General features: G+C 59.3%; 16 protein-coding genes and 1 tRNA gene. 9 read left to right on the top strand and 8 right to left on the bottom strand.

Going from position 1 to position 14956, the window contains the following annotated elements:
• Positions 1-129: 129 nt before the first annotated feature.
• A tRNA-Lys gene (locus ACK509_RS09930) sits at positions 130-203 on the bottom strand.
• A gap of 84 nt (positions 204-287) precedes the next feature.
• On the opposite strand from ACK509_RS09930, the gene ACK509_RS09925 reads away from it, so the two are divergent.
• Positions 288-1532 (top strand): M20/M25/M40 family metallo-hydrolase, encoded by a 1245-nt coding sequence (locus ACK509_RS09925; RefSeq protein ID WP_410766379.1) that lies wholly within the window; start codon positions 288-290, stop codon positions 1530-1532.
• Here the strand turns inward: ACK509_RS09925 and ACK509_RS09920 are convergent.
• Positions 1520-2191, bottom strand: coding sequence for a hypothetical protein (locus tag ACK509_RS09920; RefSeq protein ID WP_410766378.1), 672 nt, complete (start codon positions 2189-2191; stop codon positions 1520-1522). The genes ACK509_RS09925 and ACK509_RS09920 overlap by 13 nt on opposite strands.
• Positions 2192-2258: 67 nt before the next feature.
• Entirely contained in the window at positions 2259-2432 is a 174-nt protein-coding gene (locus tag ACK509_RS09915) for a hypothetical protein (protein WP_410766377.1), read from the bottom strand.
• 304 nt (positions 2433-2736) lie between these two features.
• Here ACK509_RS09915 and ACK509_RS09910 point away from each other — a divergent pair, with 304 nt between their 5' ends.
• From ACK509_RS09910 to ACK509_RS09895, 4 genes are all read left to right on the top strand, one after another.
• Entirely contained in the window at positions 2737-3057 is a 321-nt protein-coding gene (locus ACK509_RS09910; RefSeq protein WP_410766376.1) for a hypothetical protein, read from the top strand.
• A gap of 90 nt (positions 3058-3147) precedes the next feature.
• Positions 3148-4920 (top strand): nitrite/sulfite reductase, encoded by a 1773-nt coding sequence (locus ACK509_RS09905; RefSeq protein ID WP_410766375.1) that lies wholly within the window; start codon positions 3148-3150, stop codon positions 4918-4920.
• The gene (locus ACK509_RS09900; RefSeq protein ID WP_410767248.1) at positions 4917-5201 is read left to right on the top strand and encodes a DUF6360 family protein; all 285 of its coding nucleotides are present in this window, start codon (positions 4917-4919) and stop codon (positions 5199-5201) included. Before ACK509_RS09905 ends, ACK509_RS09900 begins: the two co-directional genes overlap by 4 nt.
• 356 nt (positions 5202-5557) lie before the next feature.
• A complete protein-coding gene (locus tag ACK509_RS09895) occupies positions 5558-6478 on the top strand; it encodes a DMT family transporter (protein WP_410766374.1) in 921 nt (306 codons plus the stop codon).
• Positions 6479-6647: 169 nt separating this feature from the next.
• Here ACK509_RS09895 and ACK509_RS09890 read toward each other — a convergent pair whose 3' ends face one another.
• Together ACK509_RS09890 and ACK509_RS09885 are read right to left on the bottom strand one after the other, a co-directional pair.
• The gene (locus ACK509_RS09890) at positions 6648-7082 is read right to left on the bottom strand and encodes a hypothetical protein (RefSeq protein ID WP_410766373.1); all 435 of its coding nucleotides are present in this window, start codon (positions 7080-7082) and stop codon (positions 6648-6650) included.
• Between the two features lie 144 nt (positions 7083-7226).
• Complete coding sequence (locus tag ACK509_RS09885) at positions 7227-8165, bottom strand: DMT family transporter (protein WP_410766372.1); 939 nt, start codon at positions 8163-8165, stop codon at positions 7227-7229.
• Between the two features lie 202 nt (positions 8166-8367).
• Between ACK509_RS09885 and ACK509_RS09880 the strand changes: the two genes are divergently transcribed.
• Both ACK509_RS09880 and ACK509_RS09875 read left to right on the top strand, forming a co-directional pair.
• Complete coding sequence (locus ACK509_RS09880) at positions 8368-8856, top strand: Lrp/AsnC family transcriptional regulator (RefSeq protein WP_410766371.1); 489 nt, start codon at positions 8368-8370, stop codon at positions 8854-8856.
• A 62-nt stretch (positions 8857-8918) separates the two neighbouring features.
• Positions 8919-9260: a hypothetical protein gene (locus ACK509_RS09875; RefSeq protein ID WP_410766370.1), complete on the top strand. Its 342-nt coding sequence runs from the start codon at positions 8919-8921 to the stop codon at positions 9258-9260.
• Position 9261: 1 nt separating this feature from the next.
• Here ACK509_RS09875 and ACK509_RS09870 read toward each other — a convergent pair whose 3' ends face one another.
• A complete protein-coding gene (locus ACK509_RS09870) occupies positions 9262-11013 on the bottom strand; it encodes an ATP-binding protein (protein WP_410766369.1) in 1752 nt (583 codons plus the stop codon).
• Positions 11014-11537: 524 nt separating this feature from the next.
• Here ACK509_RS09870 and ACK509_RS09865 point away from each other — a divergent pair.
• Positions 11538-11921: an SHOCT domain-containing protein gene (locus tag ACK509_RS09865; RefSeq protein ID WP_410766368.1), complete on the top strand. Its 384-nt coding sequence runs from the start codon at positions 11538-11540 to the stop codon at positions 11919-11921.
• Here ACK509_RS09865 and ACK509_RS09860 read toward each other — a convergent pair whose 3' ends face one another.
• On the bottom strand, positions 11922-13154 hold the full coding sequence (locus ACK509_RS09860) for an MBL fold metallo-hydrolase (RefSeq protein WP_410766367.1): 1233 nt from the start codon (positions 13152-13154) through the stop codon (positions 11922-11924). It abuts the gene before it with no gap.
• 86 nt (positions 13155-13240) lie between these two features.
• Here ACK509_RS09860 and ACK509_RS09855 point away from each other — a divergent pair, with 86 nt between their 5' ends.
• Positions 13241-13537: a hypothetical protein gene (locus ACK509_RS09855; RefSeq protein ID WP_410766366.1), complete on the top strand. Its 297-nt coding sequence runs from the start codon at positions 13241-13243 to the stop codon at positions 13535-13537.
• Positions 13538-13549: 12 nt separating this feature from the next.
• On the opposite strand, the gene ACK509_RS09850 is transcribed toward ACK509_RS09855, so the two are convergent.
• On the bottom strand, positions 13550-14782 hold the full coding sequence (locus ACK509_RS09850) for a digeranylgeranylglycerophospholipid reductase (RefSeq protein ID WP_410766365.1): 1233 nt from the start codon (positions 14780-14782) through the stop codon (positions 13550-13552).
• Positions 14783-14956: the final 174 nt, after the last annotated feature.

Here is a 14956-nt window from a genome sequence, read left to right as displayed (position 1 = left end):
TACCGCTCACTGTTGCTCGCGGATTGTAGAAACGGGCTGGGAGAGACTTGAACCACGGTCGCAACAAGTTGCTCCCTGTTTCAACTCCCACGGAGCCGTTTCACTCCTCACGTAAGTTCGTCGTAGAAACGGGCTGGGAGGGACTTGAACCCCCGACCGTCTGGTTAAAAGCCAGACGCTCTGCCTAACTGAGCTACCAGCCCTCGAATCTTCTTTAAGTGGGGATACTGATAAGCGTTTATTTTCGTTCCCCCAATCTCCTTGTACCCCGTTGCCGTCCCACACATATGGACCTCCGGGAGTTCGTCGATACGCTTCTTCGATTCGAGAGTACCGGCGGGGCAGAAGGCCCCGCCCAAACGTGGCTCAAAAACAGACTCACAGAGTTCGGCTTCGACACCTACGTCTGGTCTGCCGAAGCCGACCGCCTCGCGGAACATCCCTCGTTTCCCGATGACCCCGAGGAGATAGACACGTACAGTCGCCCGAGCGTCGGCGGCGTCCTCGAATTCGGCGACCCCGATGCTGGGAAGACGCTCGTACTCAACGGCCACATCGACGTGGTTCCCGCCGACGCGGAGTTGTGGTCTCACGACCCATTCGTCCCCGAGTGGAACGAAGAGGAAGGAACCGTCAGCGCCCGTGGCGCGGCGGACATGAAATCCGGCCTCGCCGCGTGTGTCGCCGCGGCGCTCGACATCAAAGAGGCAGTCGAATCTGGTGACCTCGAACTCGACGGCCGACTCGTGGTCGAGAGCGTCGTCGGCGAAGAAGAAGGTGGCATCGGCGCGGCGGCCGCAGCCCTCGACAATCCGTATCCGTTCGACCGGGATGCGGCGCTCGTCGCTGAACCGACCGAGTTGACCGCCGTCATCGCCACCGAAGGGTCGGTTATGAAGCGTCTCCACCTGACGGGGCGGACTGCCCACGCCGCCTCGCGCTGGCGCGGTGTAGACGTACTGCCGAAGTTCGAAACGATTCGAGAAGCGTTCTTCGACCTCGAAGCCGAGCGGACAGAGAACGTCACGCATCCCCACTACGACTACCCGATTCCGTGGCCCATCTGTGTCGGCAAGGTCGAAGCCGGGTCGTGGGCCTCCAGTGTCGCCGGAACGCTCACTGCGGAGTGGCGCTTGGGCGTTGCACCGGGCGAGTCGGTCGAGGAAGTCGAAAAAGAATACGAGCATCGCCTCGCGGAAGTCGTCGCCGAAGACGACTGGCTCAGCGAGCATCCGCCGACGTTCGAGCGATTCTCCATCCAGTTCGAACCCGCCGAAATCTCTGCGGACGAACCGATTGTTGGGGCGCTCCGACAGTCGCTCCAAGCCGAGGGCCTCCCAGACGAGCCACGAGGGGCAACCTATGGCGCTGATTCGAGACTCTACGTCGAAGCGGGGATTCCGACGGTGGTGTTTGGACCGGGGAACATCGACAACGCGCACTTCCCTGACGAAGAAATCGAGTGGGCAGAAGTCGAAACCGCGCGCGACGTGATTCGAGAGACGAGTACGGCGTTCCTTCAGTCGAAGTAACCGTCGAGGGCATCGGCGACGAGTTCGCCCGGGTGCGTGTCTTCGAGCGAGGCGCGACGGCGAAGTTCGAGATAAACATCCGGTGGGAGCGAGACTTCGAACGTCCCGATATCGACCCCGTGGTTCGTGAGTGCTGTCGTGACTGGCGTGCCATCGTTGACTTCACTGGCGAGGCGGCGGATTTCGCGGACAGTGAGGTCCGAGTCGAGCGTCGCCCACGCGAGATGGAGCCGGGCGTCGCCGGAGACGCGAGCGATGTGTTTTGCCGCGGTGGGGGCGATATGCCCGCGAGCGACGTGGCGACGAACCGACTGCGGGAGGTCGTGAACACGTGCCCACTTGCGAATAAAGGAGACAGAGACGTCGCCACCGGCGCGCTCGGCGGCTTCTTTGTACGAGCCAACACCGCGGACGAGTGCGGCGCAGGCGGCAGCACCGCGAAGCATAAACACGTGATCGTCGGTTCCGGCGGTTGATTCGGCGAACGAACGAACCGTCCGCGCGGCCTCGGCCACGCTCTCGGGGTCGTTCGGGTCGAAGCCGACTGCTTGGCGCGCACGCTCACCGGTGACGGCAGGGTCGCCGCGAACGACCGGTGCACCCACTGGCTCCTCGCGCTCGGTCGCCGTCTGGGTGTTTCGGCGTTCGTTTGGATTCATCTACGGTCGAATTACGCGTTCTGGCATAAAAGCGTCCCCCCGACTGGTGTCTGTCACGCGCATCCGATTAGTCGTCGCGGGATTCAGAGAGATGCGACCAGATTTCGGTACACCCCGCACCGTCTTCGAGGTCTTTCAGGTGGGCTGCCGGGTCGTCTTCGATGCTCTCAGCATCCGGTTCCACTTCGGCCTCTTCTTCTTCGCGGAGTTCTTCCGGTTCGAGTTCCGGGTTACTGGTCATTCGGTGTCCTCCGATGCGGGCGGGAACAGTTCAGGAGCTGCATCGGCGGAAACGTGTTGTCGCGTGGCCGAACGGTCGTCACTCATTACACCCACATATAGAGGGGACGTTCATAAAGCAACCCGCATCTGTAAACTGCACCTCTACTCCCGGGTGTCGGAGCTACTTGCCGCTATCTTCGACAGGAGGAAGGCAGAATAATCGACAGACTGCAACGGGCTAAGAGGGAATATGGCTGTCGCGCACCCCCGCGGGGATTGCGGTCGCCGTCCAACCTACGTACTCGGAGCGTTTTCACACACGTATGAGCGTCTCTCTCCGCGTTCTCGATGACGGGGCGTGGGTCTCGGTGAACGATGCGCGTCAAGTCAGCGTCAGCGAACTGTGGCGGCTTCACGCGCCGGAGTTCTGTGTGTGCGACATGCCAGATTTCGTCGTCGAAAACGTCCTTCGTGTCGGTGCTGACGGGCGGACAGTCTCCGCGAAAGTCTACGGACAGTGTATCGCCTGCGGACAGACGGGCGTACCCGGATGGGTACCAGTCGGTCGCATGTACGAGAGCGAATTCGTGGATATCGACCGTGAGAAGGTCGTTCTCCCGGCAACGGTGACTAGCGACGAATAGAAGGCAACAATCTCCGCTTTATCGAAGCACCGGGAAGGGTTGACGGTACGCTCGGGGCCTTACGTGCGGAGATTGTGGAGATTCGTACGAATGCCTACGGACGTCGAACGCTGGAAATCAGAGGTGTACGGAAACGAAATCCGTGAACATCTGTATCGATTCGCCGAGGAGGGTTGGGACGCCATCCCCGACGACGAACGAGACGCGTGGTTCGAGCGCTTCAAATGGTGGGGATTGTACCACCAGCGCAACGGCCAAGAGTCCTACTTCATGATGCGTATCGGGACGCCAAACGGCCGTCTCGAACCCGGGCAGCTCCGCGTCGTCGGCGAGGTTGCCAAGGAGTACGCGACCGGCCCTGGTACGAATCCAATTTTCGGTGACGCCTACGCCGACTTCACGACTCGTCAGTCTATCCAACTCCACTGGATCAAACTCGAAGACATCCCCGACATCTTCGAAAAACTCGAATCCAACGGCCTGTCGGCACAGCAAGCCTGTGGTGACTCGTGGCGGAACATCGTCGGCAACCCGATGGCGGGCGACGACGCCGAAGAGATCATCGACGCGTGGCCAGTGATTCAGGAACTCAACGAGACGTTCAAAGGCAACGACGACCACTCGAACTTGCCTCGTAAGTGGAAGGTGTCGGTGGCTGGGTCACCCGACGGCTCCGGCCAAGGAGACATCAACGACCTCGCGCTCGAACCCGCGTACAAGGAGATTGACGGTGAAGAGCAAATAGGCTTCAACGTTCGCGTCGGCGGCGGCCTCGCCCGCAACGAGGAACGCTTCGCCCGCGATATCGACGTGTGGGTCGCACCCGACGACGCCGCGGCAGTCGCTGGCGGTCTCTCCGCACTCTTCCGTGACCACGGCGACCGCGAGAACCGTTACAACGCCCGTATCAAATTCCTCGTGGACGAGTGGGGTGTCGAAAAACTCCGCAACACGTTACAAGAAGACTACGTGGACTTCGAACTCGAAACTGCAGGCGACGACATCCGCGACCAGTACACCTACAACGCGGGCGGTGAGGGACGAAACGACCTCATTGGAATTCACAAACAGAAAGACGGGTCGAACTTCGTCGGCCTCAACGTCCTCGTCGGTCGGATGGGCGCGGACGAAGTTATCGAACTCGCCGACCTCGCCGAAGAGTACGGCTCTGGAGCCGCACGACTCACGCAGCGCCAGAACGTCATCATTCCCGATATCCCAGACGACGAGCTAGATGAATTCCTCAGCGAAGACCTCTTGGAACACTACTCCCCCGAGCCATCGCCGTTCATGCGTGGCTCTGTCGCCTGTACGGGTACCGAGTTCTGTTCGCTCTCTATCGTAGAGACGAAGAACCGACAGGTGCGCTTCGCCCGCTGGCTGAAAGAGAACGTCGAGCTTCCGTCCGGCGTCGAGGAGTTCCACATCCACCTCTCGGGATGTACGGCCTCCTGTGCGCAACCCCAGATTGCCGACGTGAGCCTCCGCGGCATGAAGACGCGCAAGAACGGCGAACCGGTCGAAGCACTCGACATCGGTCTCGGCGGCGGCCTCGGCGAGACGCCACAGTTCGCCCGTTGGGTTACCCAACGCGTTCCTGTGGACGAAGTACCCGGAGCCATCAAGAACCTCCTCGCCAACTTCGACGACGCGCGCGAGGACGCCGAGACGTTCCGTGACTTCGTGGCCCGGCACGACGAAGACGAGTTGGCCGAACTCGTCGAACCCGAAGAGACCAGCTACGAAGACCCGATGATGCACAACACGAAACGCACGTGGTACCCGTACGCCGAAGACGACAGTCTCGATTCGAGTCCGGCCCCGACCCGCGGCGACGGGACGCCCATCACCAGCGACGACTGATGGACCGCATCCTCAGGGTCAACGCCTACACGACGTTGGACCTCCTCGATGGGAGCGCACAGGGCCAAGACTTCGAGGAATCGGCGTACGCCGTCTGTAACGTCACGTCGCCGCGCAAGAATCCGGATGCGGTGACACTCGAACTCGAACTCGACGGCTCCGAACTCGACACGCTCCCACCACACGCTGACCGCTTAACGCTCTCCGCTGCCGAAGCACGCACACTCGCCGCCGACCTCGAAAAACACGCGGCCCGCGTCGAAGACGCCCAAGGCGACTGACTACGATCCCTCTTTTCACTCCACCTCTCCCTTCGTTTCGTCGTCTTTCGCTCTGCACTCTCTACGTTTCCTCACTCATTTGACCTTCATTCCATCCATCTCTAGGGGTGAGAACCACTAACACCCGTGTTAATTAATAACGCAGTTTGAGACTGGATAGTAAACTAATTCCCATCTGTGCTAGTGTTTCGTACACCCATTGAAAGAATCGCTAAACATATGGTGACCCGTGAGAGAATCGTACCTGTGCAACAGTTGAGGCTCTATCTTCGTTGTCGCACTGCACGCAGACCTCTCTCCACCTCCCGTGCTAAACCGGCGAATCGAACGCCGGTTACAGCACGGGGGGTGGTGGCGTGAGTCGCCACCGGAGCCTCGTCCTCTTCGTCGCCGCCGCGATTCTCTTCGGCACCTCTTTCGTCGGCATCAAAGCTGCAATCGGTGCCGTCCCGCCAGTCCTCTTTGCAGCATTCCGCGTCGATGTCGCCGCCGTCGTCTTGCTGACGCTCGTCGCCGCCCGCGGTGGCTACTGGCGTCCACAGACTCGCGGTGACGTCCTTGGAGTTCTCATCAGCGGTGCGTTCGTCCTCGGTGCGAACAACATCTTGCTATTTCTCGGCCAGCAGAGCGCCACCTCTGGCGCGGCGGCTGTGATGTACAGTATCCTTCCCATCGCCTCTCCCGTCTTCGCCGTCTTGCTCCTCAACGACGAGCGCATCTCTGCTGTCGATGCCGCCGGGATTCTCCTCGGACTCGTCGGCGTCATCGTCATCGTCGGCCCCGAGAACGTCCTCGGCGGCGGCAGTGTCGGACAGTTGTTCGTCGTCGGCGCGGCCATCTCCGTGGCGTTCGGGTCGGTCCTCCTCAAGCGCGTCAACGCGACGATGGGGACGATTCCCCTCACTGCGTGGTCGATGCTCGTCGCCGGAATCGGCATCCACGCCGTCAGCCTCGGTATCGGTGAGACACCCATGCAGGTCGCGTGGTCGCCGACTATCGTCGCCGCGATTCTCTACGTCGGCATGCCCGCGACGGCCGCGGCCTACCCGGTGTACTTCTCGCTTCTCGCGGAGGCCGGGCCGGTGAAGGGTAACCTCGTCGCCTACGCCATGCCCGTCGTCGCGACCATCTCCGGATGGTTGTTCCTCGGTGAGGCAATCTCGATGGCCACGGTCCTTGGCTTCTGTATCATCCTCGCCGGGTTCGTCGTCATCCAACGCGTCTCGGTATTGCGTATTCTCGGGTGGTCGGCACCCAGAGTCGCGGAGACGGACTGACGCAGAACCAAACGGGGAGATTTACCCCGTCTGTTTTCGTTGAAGATTCCACTAATCGACAGGAATAGCGTGCTGAATAGAGAGTGTGTAGTAAACGACCATCGATACTCGACCGTCGATAGTTGTGCATAACCGACACGGAATCGACCGTTTCGTTTCGGTGGTTTGGCTACCGGATACCAGTCTTGGTTCGGAGCAGGTACTCACCTCCGCCGAGGATACCATAGAGTACCAGGTAAATTGGGGAGAACATCACTGCGTAGAGGGCAAGCCCGAAACTCGTCTGGAGCGAGAGTACCCCCTGCACGACGCCGATGGTAAGCCACAGGAGCAGCACGAGGGTGAGAACCACGAGTGGGGCAGTCAGACCGAATCGAAGGTAGGCGAGAACGGGGAACCCAAAGACGGCGGTGACGAGGGCAACCATGCCAACGAGGTACCCCACTACACCCGGTGAGAGATGTGCAAAGAACTCGTATAGACTCCAGTCTGCGATGAGTAGGCCGGAAACAGTGTACACCCCAACCACGGCCAGACCGGTGGCCACGCCCACAAGCAGTGCAGTTCTAGTCGAGACTCGACTGCGCTCTAGGAGGGTGTTCATATACGTATAGTACGCCTGAATACTAGATAACTATTGACAGACAATCTGTCTTAGACGCAGACGATGCTGGCTATGGGCCTTGTATTCAGCACGATTCTAAAAATTGTCAAACCTAACCGAGTTCACCAGAAGCAAAAATCCCACTTAGACCGCGACTCGCCGACGAACCACGCCGACGAAACTGAGCAGGGCGTCCTTCTTGATGAGCGCGAAGCCGACGAAGATAGCGACGAAGCCAACGAGCGTCGATTGGCTGACGAGGTGACCGAGCAGTACCCAACTCATGAGTGCCGCGACGACGGGTTCGAGATAGCCGATGAGGTTGAGTTCGGTCGGCCCGAGACGGTCGAGGAGTTCGAAGTAGAGGAGGAAGGCCACGGCCCCGGAGACGATTGTGAGATAGAGGAACGCCGCGATGCCTTCTGGCGTCCAGTGAATCGCCGCCATCGACTCGCCGCGGGCGAGACCGGCGACGTGGAGGATGACACCGCCACCGAACATCGTCCACGCCTGAATCGACTGGACGGGGAGGTCGGTTCGGAGCGGGCGAGTGAGGACCGACCCGAGTGCGAAAGACACCGCACCGAGGAAGATGAGCGCGATACCCATCGCTTGCGACGAGCCCAAAATCCCGGTGTCGGGGTTGGCGACGACGACGACGCCAGCGAATCCAGCGACGAGTCCAGCGATACCAGTCTTTCCGAGCGAGCGGTTCGAGAGGACGATTCCTGCAAAGGCGGCAGTAAGAATCGGTGAGAGAGAGATGATAATAGAGGCAATCGCACCGGGGACGTAGTTCTGTCCGAGGTAGAGGAGTGCGTGGTAGGCCGCGATGATGAACACCGCACTGATGGCGGTCATGAGCAGTTCGTCCCGGTCTTTCGGATACCAGCGGTCGGTCGAGACGAAAGCGTAGCCAAGCATCACGAGACCTGCGAGTTCGTAGCGGAGTGCCGCGTAAGTCAGCGTGGGGAAGAACTCCAAGCCGACTTCGATAGCGACGAACGACGTGCCCCACATCGCCGCGAGTGCGACGAACATGAGACCGGTCGTCGGAATATTTCTCCAACGTGTGAGCGTCATAGTTGAATCTGTTTCAAACCTCGTAGATGCACGTGGTTAAATCCTTCTACAAAAGAAACGTTATAGATTGTATTTTTCGTTTAGTTTGGTTCTAGGATTCGAATCCTGATGAACTTTCACTCGAATAGTAGAAACAGAGATTCTCAAAAAGACGCGGGCGACAGCACAAGAACTTACAATCGTGCCTGCGCGCAGTGTGAGTATGGACGAACGTGACGTGCGCCTGTTGAAGGCCATCGCGGACCTCGGAACCGGGAGTCCCGAGAAGTTACACGAGGAGACCGACATTCCTGTCTCGACGATTCACTATCGACTCAACAACCTGAAAGACGACGGCGTCATCGAGAACGACCTCTACGATATCGATTTAGAAGCGTTCGGACTGGGTGTCACTGTCGTCATCGAAGTTCTCGCCGATTACTCCGGTTCGTACGAGTCTGTCGGGAACAAACTCCTCGAAATCGAAGGCGTCACTCAACTGTACTTCACGATGGGCGAGACAGATTTCATCGTCGTCGCCCACCTCGCCGACTCAGATAAGGTCGAACGACTCATCGGGAACTTCGAGGCGATTCCAGAAGTCGAACGCACCAACTCGACGTTCGTCATCTCGACGATGCGCGACAGCCATCGCGCCTTGCAGAGTTACACGCTCGAAACGCTGTTAGACGAACTGGGTATCGACGACTGAACACCGGACCGAGTCAGTCCCCGCCGAGATGGATTTTCAGTCCGTGAACACGTACGTGAACTATGGTCAACGACGTGGCGAGCGGAGCAACGACACCAGGTGTCGGTATCGACGAGAAGAGCGACGACAGCGACGACAACCGCAGAACGTGGCTTGTCGAGCGAACCTACTCTGACGACGAACAGAACATCATCATCCTCGTGTACGCGACGACAGACGGGTCGTACTATCTCAGAAAAGAGCGCTCGCTGACGAGTTTTGACTCAGATATTCGAGACACGTACGTCGCCATCGACATGCCGACCCACGAACTGGGAGAAGTCCGGGATGCCGAGACGCGCGAGTACTACGCGGCGACTGCACGGGAGATGGCAGCAAAACACGACCCGACGGACACCATCTGAGTTACGGTGAGGCCAGCGGGAGTTCGATGACGACGACGGTTCCAGTCGGGTCGTTGTCTTCGATGTGGATATCGCCGCCGAACGATTCGACGAGCATATTGACGAGATAGAGTCCGAGACCAGTTCCAGTACTGTTCAGTCCGTGTTCACCCTTCCCGAAGACGACGTCTTTTCTGCGGTTGGGGATTCCCGGACCGTTGTCTGCCACGGAAACCCGAACGACGTGATTGTCGAGCGTTGCTGAGACAGTGACGACAGGGTCAGACTTGGTGTGCTGAACGGCGTTGTTGAACAGATTGCCAAACACCGAGGTGAGAAGCGGATTTGCTCGTACCATCACGTCTGGAACGTCACCGTCTACCCGAAATTCTGCGGTCGGGAACGCTTCCCTTCGGACTGTGAGTTCTCTATCGAGCGTCTCTTGGAGTGAGACGGGGTGAGTCTCAGTGACACCGCCACTCATCGTTTCGATAAGGTCGCGAGCGACTTGCGTGATTTCGATGGTGTGGCGACCTGTCGAGAGAATTCGAGCGAGGACCGAACGGCCATCTTCGTCTACGTGATCTTCGAGGTACTCGGCCCACCCAACGATGACTGCCATATCGTTTCGAATGTCGTGGCGGATGATTCGGTTGAGTGCTTCGAGTTCTTCGTTTGCCTGCTGCAACTCCTTTTCACGGCTTCGTCGGGCGGTGATGTCTTGGATAGTTCCGCGGAGTGCAACGATTTCGCCGCCGGTTATGACCGGTTCACCACAGGCTCGAACCCAGCGTTCGGACCCGGTCGCGGTCGTAATGAGAAATTCTTCTTCCCACAGGACACCTTCGTTTTGGCACCGCTCGACGAGAGCATGGATTGTCTCGCGGTCTTCGGGGGCGTAGAACTCGAGTACGTCGTCCGTCGTCGGTTCGTAGTCCAACGGAACCTCGTGGATACGTTTTGTCTGCTTGGTCCATTCGAGCGTCTCCGTTTCGAGGTCGAATGCCCAGCCGCCGACTTTCGAGATGCATTGGGTCCGTTCGAGCAGTTCGCGGTTTCGTTCGAGGTCACGCTTTCGAGCGTGTTCGTCGGTTGCGTCTTCGACTGTCGAGATAAGTCGTTTCTCTCCCGAAATCGTCGTGGCGGTCAGACTCACGTGAAACCATCGCACTTCGCCGTCCGGTCGTTCGTATGAACACGTGAACTCGTGTTTGTCCGAACCCTCCACGCCGACCATGCGTCGAATCGACGCCGATGAAATCTCCGGAACGTCAGGAGCCGCGCGAGGGGTTGTTTCAAATCTCGAACAGAGCGTTTCCTCGTCGACACCGAGAAGTTCGACGTATCTTTCGTTGACGTCGATGAGCGATAGCGTCTCGTAGTCGCGGACCGCCAGGCCAACATCGACAGCGTCGAACAGCATTCGGTAATCGACCGACCCGACGGTGTTGCGGGCGGCGTCGTAGATGACTTCTCCGAGGTGTTCGATTTCGTCGGGAGACGGGTCCGTCCGCATGAACGAGACGACGGGAACGCCTTCGGTTCGGAGCGTCGAGACGAGTCGCTCGCCCGACTCGTCGACCATGCGTGTGGAAACGACCGTACAATCGACGCGCGAAGTTTCGAGATGCTCCCACACCGATTCGACGTCGCCAGCGGTCGAAACGTGAACGTCGAGGCCCGAACTACCGATGGCATCGGGAAGGGAGATTGCGAGCTGGTCACGTACCGTGGTCACCGTGTCAGCAACGACGATATTCAATCTCCCACTCATATCGTGTGATGCGGGTAGACGGTGAAATATGAATCGGACAAGACAATCATCTGAGATGTATGTGTTCGAGAGGGTTGCAGTGGAACTGGAGGGGTGTGAGAGTCGCCACTAGAGAGCGGACACTCGGGTCGAGATTCGACGCGAGTAGCAGCAGTGCCCTGCGTCTGTCCGGCGGTCGCTGAGAGTGAGCGATTCAGAATAGATAGTCCCACGCGAAACAACCGCATAACAGTTTGTCTTTGAATATCATATCAGATAATTAAGCGTGAGAACGCCGATGGGGAGAGCTTAAAGAAAAGTTCGCTGATAATTGGAGATAGAGAAACGGAGTGTGTACGACCAGTCACTTCATCTCTCACTCAGCGATGGAAACGACCACCATAGACTGTCGAAATCGACACCTCTGCTTTCGATTCGAAACTCCACGGCGAAATAATTCGTCTTTTCTAAACCACAATTTGGGTAAAGTGAGAGTGCGTATTTCAACGTACGAACCGGCAGTCCGCCGGTTCGGGAGTATACGCATGACGACGACACAGCAAAACACAAATCGACTCGTCGGTATCGTTCTCCTCGCACTTGCCGCGCTGTTCGTCCTTCCGGCACTCTTCGGGATGATGGGCATGTTTGGCGGCGGCCCGATGGGATGGGGTGGCGCGTGGATGCACGATACGTGGATGCACGGCGGAACAGGAACCGCAATCCCGTGGTGGATGTGGGGAATGGGTATCCTCGGTCAACTGCTCGTCCTCACCGTCATCGTCGGAGGCGGACTTCTCGTCGTTCGAGCGGTCCGCGGAAACGACGACGCAGACGACGCGCTCGATGAACTTCGCCGAGCATACGCCCGCGGCGACATCGACGACGACGAGTTCGACCGGCGACGTGCCCGTCTCGAAGACGAGTAATCAGACCTCGACGACTTCGCCCACATCGGGTGCAGTCGCATCGTAGCCATCCGCTCGCAGTTCTTCAGCGAAGGCCGCACAGCGGTCGCCGTGGTTAATAAAGAGCCTCGAATCGCGGTAGTCGGTGAGGAAGTCGAGGAGGCCGTGTCTGTCGGCGTGGGCCGAGAAATCGTACATCTCCGCGCGGGCGGCGACAGGAACGACGCCACCGTTGAGTTCGCATCGCCCACGTTCGACCAGTTCGCGGCCGGGTGTGCCTTCAACTTGATATCCGGTGAGACAGATTTTGTTCGTCGGGTCCTGTCGAATCTCGGGGATGTACGTCATCGCTGGGCCGCCCGAGAGCATCCCACTCGTGGTGACGATAACCGTATTCTGCCGGGCGATTCGACGCCGCTGACCATCCTTGCCCGAGACGATTCGAGCGTTCGATTTGGCGCGTTTCAGCGCGTCCGGGTCGCGGACGTACTCGGGGTGATTTCTGAGCATCCGAAGCACGTGCGTTCCCATGCCATCGACGTAGCAGTCGATATCGTGGGCATCGAGTACCATCAGCAACTCCTGTGTGCGACCGATGGCGAAGGCCGGAACGACGACAGTGCCGCCCTCCCAGAGCGTCGTCCGCACCGATTCGACGAACTGTTTTTCCACACTTGCTCGGTCGTCGTGTTCGACGTCCGAATACGTGGACTCGCAGATGACCACGTCCGCTTCGGGGCGGTCGGTGGTTCCCGAGACGAGTCGCTGGTCGTCGGTGTGGAAGTCAGCAGTGTAGAGCAAGCGCGTCTCGCCGTCGTCGATGAGGACGTGGGCACTGCCGGGAATGTGGCCAGCGTTGTAGAAGGTGACCTCGTGGCCCGCCGCTTCGAACGTCTCACCGTAGTCGTGGGGTGCGGACTGCTGGGTCATTCGGCGGATGTGCGTCTCGGTGAAGGGGCAGTCGTAGGTGCCGCCGTGGAGTTTGAGCGTGTCGCGCGCGAGCGTGAGGGCGAGTTCGTACGTTGGGGGCGTCCAGTGAATCTCCGGCCAGTGGTCGCCGGAGAGAAGCGAGGGGACCGTCCCGACGTGGTCGAGGTGGCCGTGAGAGACGACGACGGCCTCGGGGGAGACCGACCCGACGGGGAACTGTGGAGGATTGCCCGTCAGCATGCCGTAGTCGAGAAGCAACGACTCGTTGACGAGAATCGCGCTCCGGCCGACTTCCCCGGCCCCGCCGAGGAATTGAAGTTGCATTGGCGGGGCTTTGCGACCGAGTGGGCTTTTGTCCGTCGGTCGTCGCTGGTGGCGGTGTTTTTCACGAACTCGGTCATTGAATGGGTATGAGCGACGACGACGTGGAGCGCCTGTTGGTCACGCTCCACGACCACCTCGCGGCGACGGCAACCCGGCCCGTTAGAGAAGATGTGAGTCGATGGCTCGGCGAAGCAGAAGCCGTCGCCGGTGACCTCGCACTCGGAGCGACTCCCACCGATGACGTTCTCCGGACGCGACTCGGCCACGTCGAACACCTCCTCTCGAACGTCGAATCGACCGAAGACGCCGAGGCCGACGACCACGTCGCGGCCGCGAACGCGGCGCTGGCGGATGTGTTGAAACTGCTCGACGAACGCGAGTGAGACGGAACGCGGTTAGTTGCTGAACCAGTCTTTCGCCGTCGCGGCGAGAACCGAGAGGTCTTGGAACTTCAGAAGTCGAAGCATGCCGAGCGGTGAACCCTGGTTCGCGGCTTCGAGTTGGTCTTCGGAGTAGTTGTGGAGGTCGGAGATGAGCGAATCGTACCGCTCGTTGGAGGTGCGGTAGAGCATCTCGGTCATGAACAGACGCTTTTTGACCTTGGGCGCGACGCGTTCGTGCCAGAGTTGGTCGTAGATAGCGAGTTGTGACGCAGAGGTGTCGCGCTCGCTGTGGGTGAGCACGCGGTCGGCGGTCGCGGCGGCAACCCGACCCGAGCGCATACATTTGTCGATACCCTCACCCCACAACGGGTCCACGGTCGGGACCGTATCGCCAATCGCCATGAAATTGTCCGTACTCATGCGGTCGGGGAGTTGGATGTGGGCAGACCCACGGTGCTGTTTGCCTGCAATGCGTTCGGCGTTTTCGAATCGGGGGTCGGTATCGACCCAGTACTGGAGGTAGTCGTCGATGGTGAACCCGGTTTGGGCGTTGTCGCGGTGGCCCTGATTCTGGATGTAGCAGACGCCGACTTTCGCGGTGTCCTCGCCCGTGTGGAAAATCCACGAGTAGCCGCCGGGTGCGAGGTTGTGGTCGAGTCGAAGCATCATCGCGTCCGTCAGGTCGGCGTATCCGTCAGGGGCCAAATCCATCCCTTCGAATTCGAACTCGATGCCGATGGCCTGGCGCTCGCGTTCGAGGTTACAAACGTCCAGTTTCTTGGCGAGTGGGGCGCTCGGACCGGTGGCGTCGATGACGATGTCGCCGTAGACTTTCTCGTCGCCGTTGTACTGGACGCCGACGATGTCGCCACCCTCCATGATGGGCTTGGAGACGCGTGCGTCGAATCGGTACTCTGCGCCGTCGGCTTCGGACTCGTCCACGAGCCAGTTCTTGAAGTCTGCGAATTCGAGGACGGCACCGGGTTGGTGGCGTCGGAAGTGGTGGTTCGGCGATTCGAGTACCACGTCGTCGGTGAAGTTCATCACGACCTCGTCGGGGATGTTGAACGAGGCCATCGTCGAGGGGAACGTTCCGGCCGTCGATTTGTTACTCCGCGAAGGGAACTCTTCTCGGGTTTCGGTTTCGAGGACACACACCTCGTAGCCACGTGCAGCGAGGTCTCGCGCCGCTTGTCCACCCGCGGGGCCCGCACCAGCAATAATCACATCGTATCGGTCTGTCATAGTAGAGTAAGCATCACTAGGAGGTTTGTTCGTACGCGTTACTCGTATCATTCTAAAACAAGTGTGTAATCTGCTTTGGTTTTACTCAGCCGGAACAGACAGTCGTTATTAGTGTCGTAACAGCCCTCAAACGGCGAATAATGCAGGAATTAGGGTTTGTGGCCCTGTCGATTC

The organism is Haloferax sp. DFSO60 (assembly GCF_046557615.1).
Taxonomy (GTDB): domain Archaea; phylum Halobacteriota; class Halobacteria; order Halobacteriales; family Haloferacaceae; genus Haloferax.
This window is presented reverse-complemented; position numbering and strand designations above follow the sequence as displayed.

Coding starts and splice junctions, on each gene's coding strand:
- ACK509_RS09855 (WP_410766366.1), top strand. CDS start 13,241: ATGAGCGACGACGACGTGGAGCGCCTGTTGGTCACGCTCCACGACCAC.
- ACK509_RS09905 (WP_410766375.1), top strand. CDS start 3,148: ATGCCTACGGACGTCGAACGCTGGAAATCAGAGGTGTACGGAAACGAA.
- ACK509_RS09920 (WP_410766378.1), bottom strand. CDS start 2,191: ATGAATCCAAACGAACGCCGAAACACCCAGACGGCGACCGAGCGCGAG.
- ACK509_RS09865 (WP_410766368.1), top strand. CDS start 11,538: ATGACGACGACACAGCAAAACACAAATCGACTCGTCGGTATCGTTCTC.
- ACK509_RS09890 (WP_410766373.1), bottom strand. CDS start 7,082: ATGAACACCCTCCTAGAGCGCAGTCGAGTCTCGACTAGAACTGCACTG.
- ACK509_RS09885 (WP_410766372.1), bottom strand. CDS start 8,165: ATGACGCTCACACGTTGGAGAAATATTCCGACGACCGGTCTCATGTTC.
- ACK509_RS09915 (WP_410766377.1), bottom strand. CDS start 2,432: ATGACCAGTAACCCGGAACTCGAACCGGAAGAACTCCGCGAAGAAGAA.
- ACK509_RS09850 (WP_410766365.1), bottom strand. CDS start 14,782: ATGACAGACCGATACGATGTGATTATTGCTGGTGCGGGCCCCGCGGGT.
- ACK509_RS09880 (WP_410766371.1), top strand. CDS start 8,368: ATGGACGAACGTGACGTGCGCCTGTTGAAGGCCATCGCGGACCTCGGA.
- ACK509_RS09925 (WP_410766379.1), top strand. CDS start 288: ATGGACCTCCGGGAGTTCGTCGATACGCTTCTTCGATTCGAGAGTACC.
- ACK509_RS09910 (WP_410766376.1), top strand. CDS start 2,737: ATGAGCGTCTCTCTCCGCGTTCTCGATGACGGGGCGTGGGTCTCGGTG.
- ACK509_RS09870 (WP_410766369.1), bottom strand. CDS start 11,013: ATGAGTGGGAGATTGAATATCGTCGTTGCTGACACGGTGACCACGGTA.
- ACK509_RS09860 (WP_410766367.1), bottom strand. CDS start 13,154: ATGCAACTTCAATTCCTCGGCGGGGCCGGGGAAGTCGGCCGGAGCGCG.
- ACK509_RS09875 (WP_410766370.1), top strand. CDS start 8,919: ATGGTCAACGACGTGGCGAGCGGAGCAACGACACCAGGTGTCGGTATC.